We start from the raw sequence: 7,936 nt of genomic DNA on the forward strand, positions 1-7,936 counted from the left end.
GAATTGGATCCATGATACCGTAGGAGCAATCGCTATTAGTTCGGATTGCGACACTGCAGCGGGAGCAAGCACCGGAGGAATAAGAGGAAAAATGCCAGGAAGAATTGGGGATACGCCTATTCCCGGCGCAGGGTATTATGCTAATCACTTCGCTGCAGCTGCAGCCACTGGAATAGGGGAAGTTATAATTTTGACAGGTGCTACTAGATGGATTGTAGAAAGGGGAACTTTAGCTGGAAACGTTCTTTTTGTGGGAAAAGATTTAATCGAATATGTCAATCGAATGTACAGCACTAATACAATTGGAATAATAATGGCCGATATAAGAGGCAACTATGGCAGAATTTTTAACACAGAAGCGCTCCCATATGGAGTATTTACTGAGGATATGCAATCTCCTGAGGTTGGAGGTATACCGCTATAAATTTCTTTTTAAAATGAATGTGTTTCCTCTAATTTCTACCAACTCTGCGTTAAGAAGAGAAGAAACTTTTTTTGCGATTTCCTCTCTTTCTTCGCCACTTGATTCGATAAAGTTTTTATTAATTCTTATTTTGACAACCTTTTTTACCTTTAATCTTGTGTCTATTTCTTTTATAATTCTCTCATTAATGCCGTTTTTTCCAATATTGATATCGGCTCTGACCATTTTGCTTTTCACCACATCTCTAGGTTTAAATATGATTTTTTTAGAATATCCACAATTTAAGCATTTCACTTTCAAGTATGAATTTCCACTTTTTGAATGTATCCTGTAAGAGGAGTTTACTCCAGGTATAAGTATGGCTCCGCACCTTTTACAAATGAAATGCTTTAAATCATCTCGGACTGGCAAGTTCGTTTTTTGAGCAATACTTTTAATATATCTGCCACCGTATCTCAGAAAATCAACTGAACGGTACTCAAAAAACAGAAATGTTGCTTTATAAAAAACTCTCTCCATTTCATTGTAAGCTAATCTCACATACTTTTTTCGTTTATTCATCTTTCTATTTTTCTCCCAACAGCGTTTTTATCAGCCATTCTTTATTGAAAGGTACTATATCATCATAATTCTGACCAGTTCCTAAAAAGTAAATTGGCTTTTTGGTTTCTACAGAAATACTTAAAGCGACACCGCCCTTTGTATCAGCATCGCTTTTTGTTAGGAAGAAGCCCTCATATCCGACATTTTTCTCATAAGCGATCGCTTGCTCTACTGAGTCATTGCCTGATAATGCATCTATTACTAACAGTCTCAAATCATATCCAACAACGTCTATAATTTTCTTAAGTTCATTTATTAAGTCCCTGTCTACATGCATCCTTCCTGCAGTATCAATAAGAACAACCGGTATATTTTTCTTTTCCGCATATGCTATTCCGTCAAATGCAATGGAAGCCGGATCGCTGTTATACTTAGCCCTTATTATCGGCACTCCCAATCTATCTGCGTGAACTTGCAACTGCTCTTGCGATCCTGCTCTAAAAGTATCTGCTGCGACAATTAACGGGGTCATTCCGTTCTTTTTTATGTAGTTTGCCAGCTTTGCAATGGAAGTAGTCTTTCCTACTCCATTTATCCCCATAAATATAATAATAAACGGTTTTTTTTCTTTAGCTTGTTTATTTTTAATAGCCTCTATAATATCCAAATCTGGTTCCGGTATGTTTTTCTTTATAAAATCAACCAGAGCCTCCTTAATGCTTTCTTTTATATCGCTGTTTTTTGGCACTCTCTTTCCAATAATGGTATTTTTCAATGTATTAATTATTTCTTCTGCAACTGAATATGCTACGTCGTTCTCCACTAACTCCAGCAAGAAATCATTTCCAATTTCATCAAAGTCTTCCGGCTTGATCTCCTTAGTTTTAAATTTTTCCGCTAAAGAATTTGAAAAGCTTTCTATAGATTTTTTTAGCCTACTAAACATAATTTAAATCACAAATTATCTTTGTTGAGATAGAGCGTATATTAAGCTCTGCAATTTCTGATATTCCTTATTTTTTTCATCATATTCCTTACTCATTCTTTTTAGCTCTTCGGTAATACTATTTTCTCTTTCAGCTAGCACGCTTTCAGCCCTATCGTAAGGAAGCTCCGCATATATGTCAAGACCTAAATGAACTAAAGGGTTCCCATCGATATTTGCCTTCAGTTTTACCATGAGATTGCTATCCTTATCCATGCTTACAATGATATCACTTGTATTTTCGCTATTAATTCTCTTAAGGGCCTCTCTAGCGATTTTAACCTCTAAAAGTCTTTCATTTAGCAAACCTATTGCATTCCTCAGGCTTTCCAAATACTTCTCAAGATTTGCTACTGTTTGTAAAAGGGCTTCGGCATCTATTTGAACTGTTCTGCTCATATATTCCACCTATCAATAGCTAACAAATCCTGAATGTTCTTCGAAACGGCTTCTTTATTGTCAACTTCTTCTACTTTATTAATCTTTATGTGAAATCTTCTTAGTTTGTGCTTGCTACCAAGCAATGAATATGTCTTGTTAATAGCATCTTTTTCGCTAGTTCCTGTCAGCTCCAAATTAAACTTCTGCCATTTTGGGAAATGATCATGAGAGATGAGCATTTCTCCTGAAATTCTGTAAACTTTAACCTGAGTCATTATTGAAGCACCACTGTAAGGAATTGATTAGATATTAGATTAATATTTTTTATTTCATGAATATAGAAAGTTTTAAACTTAATAAGTCTTCTTTTTCAGTTGAAAACCTCACCTTTCAAGGTGGAATGAAAATTATAGTTTTTCTAGCTTTATCTTTTATTACTGACCTCATTGCCTTTTGGGGCGGAGAGGCTTTCAGCTGTAAAGAATCTATAATCCAACTTAAGGGAACTTTATCTCGAGAAGAGTCAAAATTATTTACAAAACTATAAGTAGATTGCTAGATCTCTTGATTTAAAAGAGAGGTAATATTGAGAATTTCGGTTCCTGTCGTTGCACTACCTACTAAAACTCCATTGTTGTTCGCCACTATGCCAGACTTTACAAATGGAACTCCTTCATTTACTGTCGTCTGAACTACTTCAACTTTCATGTCATTTTTTATTTCTGAAGCATCAGAGTCGCTTAGCATTGGATGAACAAAAGCTACATAATCGTTTGATACTATTATTGATCCTATAATGGAAATACCCAAGTAGCTTTTCTTGCTTACCTTAACATCTAGCAAGTCGCTTATTTTCCTAGCTATTTCGTCCTCAAGCAAAGGCGAGATATAAGCAAACTTATTGTTAGCAGTTATATAATTTCCTAAAGCAGTAAACTTGGAATCAATAATTCCTATTTTCACAGATCCTCCTATGCTTTCTTTTAAGCGATCAATTTCTTCGCTTTTTACTGCATATGGAAGAAGGATTGCTCTATCATTACCTGAGACAAGGACTCCTATAATTCTTGTATCCATTATAGTGGTTTCTATAGCATCTACTCCTAATGTTTCTTCAACAACTTTTTTTGAGCCATGAGAAATCCCATTTGGAACTAATGCGAATTTGTTATTGCTAAATATGTATACTCCTATGTTATGATTCCTAAATACAGAGAGCTTGGAAAAATTCATTTTTTGCACCTAAAAATACAAAAAGTTTTAAAGCATAAGTATTGTATGATTAAAAAATTACTCCTCCTTCCCCTTTTCTTTCTTATTTTTGTTTTCGACTTTCTCAACTTTTGGCAACTCAACCTTAACTTTAGTAGGATGTTTCCTTACTTCTCCGCTCTTAGTTTTAATTTCTTTCATTTCCTCTGCAATTATTTTAACTCTTAATTTTCTTGGGGGCTTCTCTATGCCTCTACTCCATATTAACTTGTTTACTGAGTCATCTATTTTAATTTCTTCTGTGTGAAACCTTCTCCTTATATAATCCTTTATATATCTAATAGCCCTAGCTGCTCTGCTCGTCTTCCTGGAAGAATAAACTTTTCTCAAGTTTATGACTTCTTCGAGCTCATTACCCTTCATTTAGACCACTCTCATACTTTTAGTTTATTCCTCCTCCAAAATCTCCTCTTAAAATTGAATCTTACTTTTCTTTTTGTTTTTACAGCCACCCATACAGGAATAGGACTATTTGATTTTAAAGCTTTTGAAAGTCTTAACTTCCTTGCCAATGGCTTGTAATGAGCCATAAAACTTTCACCATTTTTCTTAATACTTCTTTATTCTTTTTCTCTTATTTTTATATTAAATTCCTTTCTTGATCTAGTAGTTATTTCAGCTAATAACTCTTTAATTTGCTCTTCAGTAATGGGTTCTGTAATTCTCCCGCTCTGCGCAAGCACAATTAATTGGTTTTCTATAGCTTCTGCAAGATCTGGCCTCACTAGCTTCACATTATTCAGTCTGTCTCTAGCTTGTGGGGTTAAGATTTTTCTCAGAATTTCTTGTTTCTGTGCTTCTGCCTCTGTGGCTCTTCTCCTTCTCTCTTCCATTTCCATTCTTCTCTGAAGCTCCAAAAGCTTTCTCTGTTCTATTTCTGCTAGCTCTTCATCATTATACTCGTCGCTCATTTTTTACACCTACTTTATATTTATAATTTGCAAAAAGCTTTAATTAGCTTTTATTAAAAAACAACTTCTAATTATACAAATTTTGATCATAAATATCTCTTCAGTTCAGGGGTTTGCTCAGCCAATTCACTCATTATTTCTTTTGAGATTCTATCTAGGAGTGAAACAGCATTAGGTGTAAGCGTTCTTCCTTTACCAGATATTCTTGTCACCAGTCCTGCTTTTTCTAGCTGTTTTAGAATGTTTCTGGCGATTGCACCAGAACCCTTTCTAAAGTGCGGTGGAGATGAGCCAAACCTTTTCTTTCCGCCATAGATAACTCTGAACCTTTCTATTCCTACCGGTCCTTTTGCCTTGTATAGCTTCCTCAATATTGATGCTGCTCTATAATACCACCAATCCTCCTGCAAAGGAATATACTCTTTATATGAGCCCGTTTTTGAAAATTTACTCCATTCTGGAGGATTGATAACTTCGCTGTAGTTTTCTTTTAAATATTTTGCCAATCTCTCAACCAATATACTAGGGGGTACTTGCATAGCATTAACCATGATTTTTACACCAGTGCTATCATTTTATTATTATATTGTATTCCTAACCATTGAATTATTTTTTAACAACGGTTTTTAAATATAATGAATTTTTAAACATTTAAATACTTATAGCTAACCAGTATCTTTAAACATCTTGAAATTTTAGGAGTTAAAAATAACAACCGGAATATTCTAAAAATTGATAGGTTCAAATACATACTCCACAATTACGAACTTTGAGAAGCTAATAGCTTTGCAGTCTCAGGAGAGTATTCCCAATTAGGAGGTAACCTTCCTATCCTCTTATAATATCTGACAAGTCTTCTTATTTTAGACTCTATTTCTTGCAAACCTTTCTTTACATTCTCATCTTTAGGATGTTCTGAAAGATGCCTTCTAACGTTTACCGCCCTTCTGATTAAATTGTAAAGGTCCTCAGGTATTTGCGGTAATAGTCCTCTTTCCTTCAGTATTTGTGTTATCTTTTTATTTGTAACGGTTTTAACTAAAGGTATACCATACTGATCTCTCAAAATTATACCTATCATTGACGGTGGATATCCTTTTTTCGCTAATTCTACTACCAACTCTTCAATTTCTTCGGGTTCGAGTCTTAACCACTTAGGCGTGCCAACGCTCACTGGTCTCGTACTATGCGACTTGCCCTTCTCTCTTTTCTTATTCATTCATCAATCCCCTCTATAATTATAAGCTATACTCATATTAGATGTCTTTGACGGCTGAACGCCGTTTTTCCAATTAGACAAATCCTACTTTGAAAGCAATTTTCTTTAGTCTTTTTTTAATTTAAAAACGTTTTTAAGCTTAACGCCTTTGTGCCAGGATGGGGGTCTTCATACAGCAATGATCTTAAATTCTCAACGAAAAGTAAGGTGTTTGAAGGTGTCATCAAAAAGGAGTAAGCATAATGATTGCAGAGAGATTTATAAATAGCATGAAATAACATAAACACCAAAACATAAACTTTTATGACATGCAAAACTGTTTTTCTAGGTAATAAACATGTTAGTTACAGTGAGAGATCTAAGAAAGAATTATGGAGAAAAGGAAGCATTAAAGTCAATAAGTTTTAATATTGATGAAGGAGAGATATATGGATTAATAGGTCCGAATGGGGCTGGAAAGTCGACAACGCTTAGAATATTAGCAACTCTTCTTAAGCCTACAAGCGGTGAAGTTTATATAGATAACATAAATGTGGCAGAGGAACCTGAAAAAGTTAGAAAAATCATTAGCTACCTTCCTGAAGAAGCTGGAGCTTACCCGAATATGACGGGCATAGAATATCTTAAGTATATCGCAAAAATTTATGGAGTAGATGAAAGTTTTATAGAAGTCGGGAAAGAAATTTCTGGGCTGGGCGATGCACTTAAAGATAAGATAAAAACATATAGTAAAGGAATGAAAAGAAGGTTGCAAGTAGCAAGAACTCTCATGGTAAAGCCAAAGTTGGCAATTCTAGACGAGCCGACTAACGGTATAGATGTCCTATACTCGCTTCAATTAAGAAGGTCGATTAAAGACTTTTCAAAAGTAAAAAGAATTACTATCATATTAAGTAGCCATAACATGCTGGAAGTTGAGAACTTGTGTGACAGAGTGTCGTTTTTGTATGATGGAAGGTTAATTGTCGAAGGAACCCCTGAAGAAATAAAGGAGAAATATGACGCTAAAAATCTAGAAGAAGCTTTTGTGAGGGCTGTCGGAATATGAGCAGGGTCTGAGTTTTTAACACTGGCAAAAAAAGAGGTCAAGGACTTATTTAGAGATCCGAAGATCATTATTACGATGCTAGTTGTGCCTATTGTTATCTTTTTTATATTTGGAGAAGTTATGGGATATTCTATATCAAAAATCTCTGAAATATCAAATATGACTGGTGTCAACATTGCTGTTATAAATTATGACAACGGCACGTTTTCTCAGTATTTTATCAACTTTATAAAGAACGATTTAAATAGCAACGTTAAAGTCTTCGCTAATGGCACTGTTTACGACTTGATGAGGAATGGAAATTATCGCATTGTTTTTGTCATTCCGAATAATTTTACATATAACATTTCTAAAATTTTAGAAAAATTTAAAACTAACGACGACAACTATTATATTAAGGTGAAAAAAAACGAGTGAACAGAAGAAAATAAATCAAGAAAAATTTGGGTCATCTGGCAGGTGGGGTTTTTGGATAGCGATCATAGGTGCCCTGTTGATTATAATTGATGGTATTGCTGTACTTGCTGCTAGCTCATTTTACGGGTGGCATTATGGCGGAATAAGCACAGTGGGTTGGACGGAAATAACAATCAGCATCATCATGTTTATCATCTTACCATTTTACAAAAGATCTCCAGCAGCCATTGGCTGGACTACGTTTGTGCTTGCATTGATAACAATGCCTTTTGATGGAGGATTCTGGGAAATTGGAGCTATACTTGCATTGATAGGCGGTGTCATGGTAGCTTTAAAGAAGTAATTTCAAGCATGTCAAATAAAAATTTAAAAATTATTTTTTATTTTTTAATAATGGAGTTTAACCATGACTTCCAATAAAGTTTTAAAGGATTGTATTGAATTGGCTGGAAGAATTCTAAGGCGTTGGGGGTTTGCCGAAAAAGATATAATAATATATACAACGTTACTTTTCAGCAACAAACCAATGAGCATGCAGGATATTTCAAAGGAGACTGGACTAAGCCTTTCAACTATTTCGATATCAATTAACAGTCTTATGAAAAGTTATTTGATTAAAGCCGAAAAAAAAGAAAGAAGCAGGATTTTTACGGCAGTTCCGTTGTTTTACGAGTTTTTCCTTAACCAGCCAGCTGTGATGCTTGATAAAGAAGTTATACCTCTTAAACAAAAGCTG

General features: G+C 34.6%; 15 protein-coding genes. 5 read left to right on the forward strand and 10 right to left on the reverse strand.

Going from position 1 to position 7,936, the window contains the following annotated elements:
* Nucleotides 1-424: isoaspartyl peptidase/L-asparaginase (locus ACP5SL_RS05620; RefSeq protein WP_428228317.1), on the forward strand; the 424-nt coding region annotated here is incomplete at its 5' end.
* Here ACP5SL_RS05620 and ACP5SL_RS05625 read toward each other — a convergent pair.
* The 10 genes from ACP5SL_RS05625 to ACP5SL_RS05670 form a co-directional block, all read right to left on the reverse strand.
* Nucleotides 419-985, reverse strand: a complete 567-nt coding sequence (locus ACP5SL_RS05625; RefSeq protein WP_148683761.1) for a YhbY family RNA-binding protein — start codon at nucleotides 983-985, stop codon at nucleotides 419-421. The genes ACP5SL_RS05620 and ACP5SL_RS05625 overlap by 6 nt on opposite strands.
* Before the next feature lie 4 nt (nucleotides 986-989).
* A complete protein-coding gene (gene ftsY / locus ACP5SL_RS05630) occupies nucleotides 990-1,913 on the reverse strand; it encodes a signal recognition particle-docking protein FtsY (RefSeq protein ID WP_014558401.1) in 924 nt (307 codons plus the stop codon).
* 15 nt (nucleotides 1,914-1,928) lie between these two features.
* Nucleotides 1,929-2,351 (reverse strand): prefoldin subunit alpha, encoded by a 423-nt coding sequence (gene pfdA, locus ACP5SL_RS05635; protein ID WP_148683760.1) that lies wholly within the window; start codon nucleotides 2,349-2,351, stop codon nucleotides 1,929-1,931.
* A complete protein-coding gene (rpl18a, locus tag ACP5SL_RS05640) occupies nucleotides 2,348-2,608 on the reverse strand; it encodes a 50S ribosomal protein L18Ae (protein ID WP_428228318.1) in 261 nt (86 codons plus the stop codon). The genes pfdA and rpl18a overlap by 4 nt, the downstream gene beginning before the upstream one ends.
* A gap of 280 nt (nucleotides 2,609-2,888) precedes the next feature.
* Nucleotides 2,889-3,566 carry a translation initiation factor IF-6 gene (locus tag ACP5SL_RS05645; RefSeq protein ID WP_148683759.1) on the reverse strand — a complete coding sequence of 226 codons (678 nt, stop codon included), beginning with the start codon at nucleotides 3,564-3,566 and terminating at the stop codon, nucleotides 2,889-2,891.
* Between the two features lie 57 nt (nucleotides 3,567-3,623).
* Complete coding sequence (locus tag ACP5SL_RS05650) at nucleotides 3,624-3,968, reverse strand: 50S ribosomal protein L31e (protein WP_014558396.1); 345 nt, start codon at nucleotides 3,966-3,968, stop codon at nucleotides 3,624-3,626.
* Between the two features lie 11 nt (nucleotides 3,969-3,979).
* Nucleotides 3,980-4,135: a 50S ribosomal protein L39e gene (locus tag ACP5SL_RS05655; protein WP_014558395.1), complete on the reverse strand. Its 156-nt coding sequence runs from the start codon at nucleotides 4,133-4,135 to the stop codon at nucleotides 3,980-3,982.
* Between the two features lie 30 nt (nucleotides 4,136-4,165).
* Nucleotides 4,166-4,516: a DNA-binding protein gene (locus tag ACP5SL_RS05660; RefSeq protein ID WP_428228319.1), complete on the reverse strand. Its 351-nt coding sequence runs from the start codon at nucleotides 4,514-4,516 to the stop codon at nucleotides 4,166-4,168.
* A gap of 86 nt (nucleotides 4,517-4,602) precedes the next feature.
* On the reverse strand, nucleotides 4,603-5,067 hold the full coding sequence (locus ACP5SL_RS05665) for a 30S ribosomal protein S19e (protein WP_014558393.1): 465 nt from the start codon (nucleotides 5,065-5,067) through the stop codon (nucleotides 4,603-4,605).
* A gap of 209 nt (nucleotides 5,068-5,276) precedes the next feature.
* Complete coding sequence (locus tag ACP5SL_RS05670; RefSeq protein ID WP_014558392.1) at nucleotides 5,277-5,735, reverse strand: 30S ribosomal protein S15; 459 nt, start codon at nucleotides 5,733-5,735, stop codon at nucleotides 5,277-5,279.
* Between the two features lie 337 nt (nucleotides 5,736-6,072).
* Between ACP5SL_RS05670 and ACP5SL_RS05675 the strand changes: the two genes are divergently transcribed.
* The 4 genes from ACP5SL_RS05675 to ACP5SL_RS05690 all read left to right on the forward strand — a co-directional run.
* Entirely contained in the window at nucleotides 6,073-6,783 is a 711-nt protein-coding gene (locus ACP5SL_RS05675; RefSeq protein ID WP_428228320.1) for an ABC transporter ATP-binding protein, read from the forward strand.
* A gap of 69 nt (nucleotides 6,784-6,852) precedes the next feature.
* Entirely contained in the window at nucleotides 6,853-7,200 is a 348-nt protein-coding gene (locus ACP5SL_RS05680) for an ABC transporter permease (protein ID WP_428228323.1), read from the forward strand.
* Between the two features lie 76 nt (nucleotides 7,201-7,276).
* The gene (locus tag ACP5SL_RS05685; protein WP_428228321.1) at nucleotides 7,277-7,543 is read left to right on the forward strand and encodes a hypothetical protein; all 267 of its coding nucleotides are present in this window, start codon (nucleotides 7,277-7,279) and stop codon (nucleotides 7,541-7,543) included.
* A 63-nt stretch (nucleotides 7,544-7,606) separates the two neighbouring features.
* A partial coding sequence (locus tag ACP5SL_RS05690) for a helix-turn-helix domain-containing protein (RefSeq protein ID WP_428228322.1) occupies nucleotides 7,607-7,936 on the forward strand: 330 nt, incomplete at its 3' end.

It is taken from the genome of Fervidicoccus sp. (assembly GCF_049967375.1).
GTDB lineage: Archaea > Thermoproteota > Thermoprotei_A > Sulfolobales > Fervidicoccaceae > Fervidicoccus > Fervidicoccus fontis.

Excerpts from the sequence above, each read along its gene's own strand:
- ACP5SL_RS05625 (WP_148683761.1), bottom strand. The coding sequence starts at position 985 with ATGAATAAACGAAAAAAGTATGTGAGATTAGCTTACAATGAAATGGAG.
- ftsY (WP_014558401.1), bottom strand. The coding sequence starts at position 1,913 with ATGTTTAGTAGGCTAAAAAAATCTATAGAAAGCTTTTCAAATTCTTTA.
- pfdA (WP_148683760.1), bottom strand. The coding sequence starts at position 2,351 with ATGAGCAGAACAGTTCAAATAGATGCCGAAGCCCTTTTACAAACAGTA.
- rpl18a (WP_428228318.1), bottom strand. The coding sequence starts at position 2,608 with ATGACTCAGGTTAAAGTTTACAGAATTTCAGGAGAAATGCTCATCTCT.
- ACP5SL_RS05645 (WP_148683759.1), bottom strand. The coding sequence starts at position 3,566 with ATGAATTTTTCCAAGCTCTCTGTATTTAGGAATCATAACATAGGAGTA.
- ACP5SL_RS05650 (WP_014558396.1), bottom strand. The coding sequence starts at position 3,968 with ATGAAGGGTAATGAGCTCGAAGAAGTCATAAACTTGAGAAAAGTTTAT.
- ACP5SL_RS05655 (WP_014558395.1), bottom strand. The coding sequence starts at position 4,135 with ATGGCTCATTACAAGCCATTGGCAAGGAAGTTAAGACTTTCAAAAGCT.
- ACP5SL_RS05660 (WP_428228319.1), bottom strand. The coding sequence starts at position 4,516 with ATGAGCGACGAGTATAATGATGAAGAGCTAGCAGAAATAGAACAGAGA.
- ACP5SL_RS05665 (WP_014558393.1), bottom strand. The coding sequence starts at position 5,067 with ATGGTTAATGCTATGCAAGTACCCCCTAGTATATTGGTTGAGAGATTG.
- ACP5SL_RS05670 (WP_014558392.1), bottom strand. The coding sequence starts at position 5,735 with ATGAATAAGAAAAGAGAGAAGGGCAAGTCGCATAGTACGAGACCAGTG.
- ACP5SL_RS05675 (WP_428228320.1), top strand. The coding sequence starts at position 6,073 with ATGTTAGTTACAGTGAGAGATCTAAGAAAGAATTATGGAGAAAAGGAA.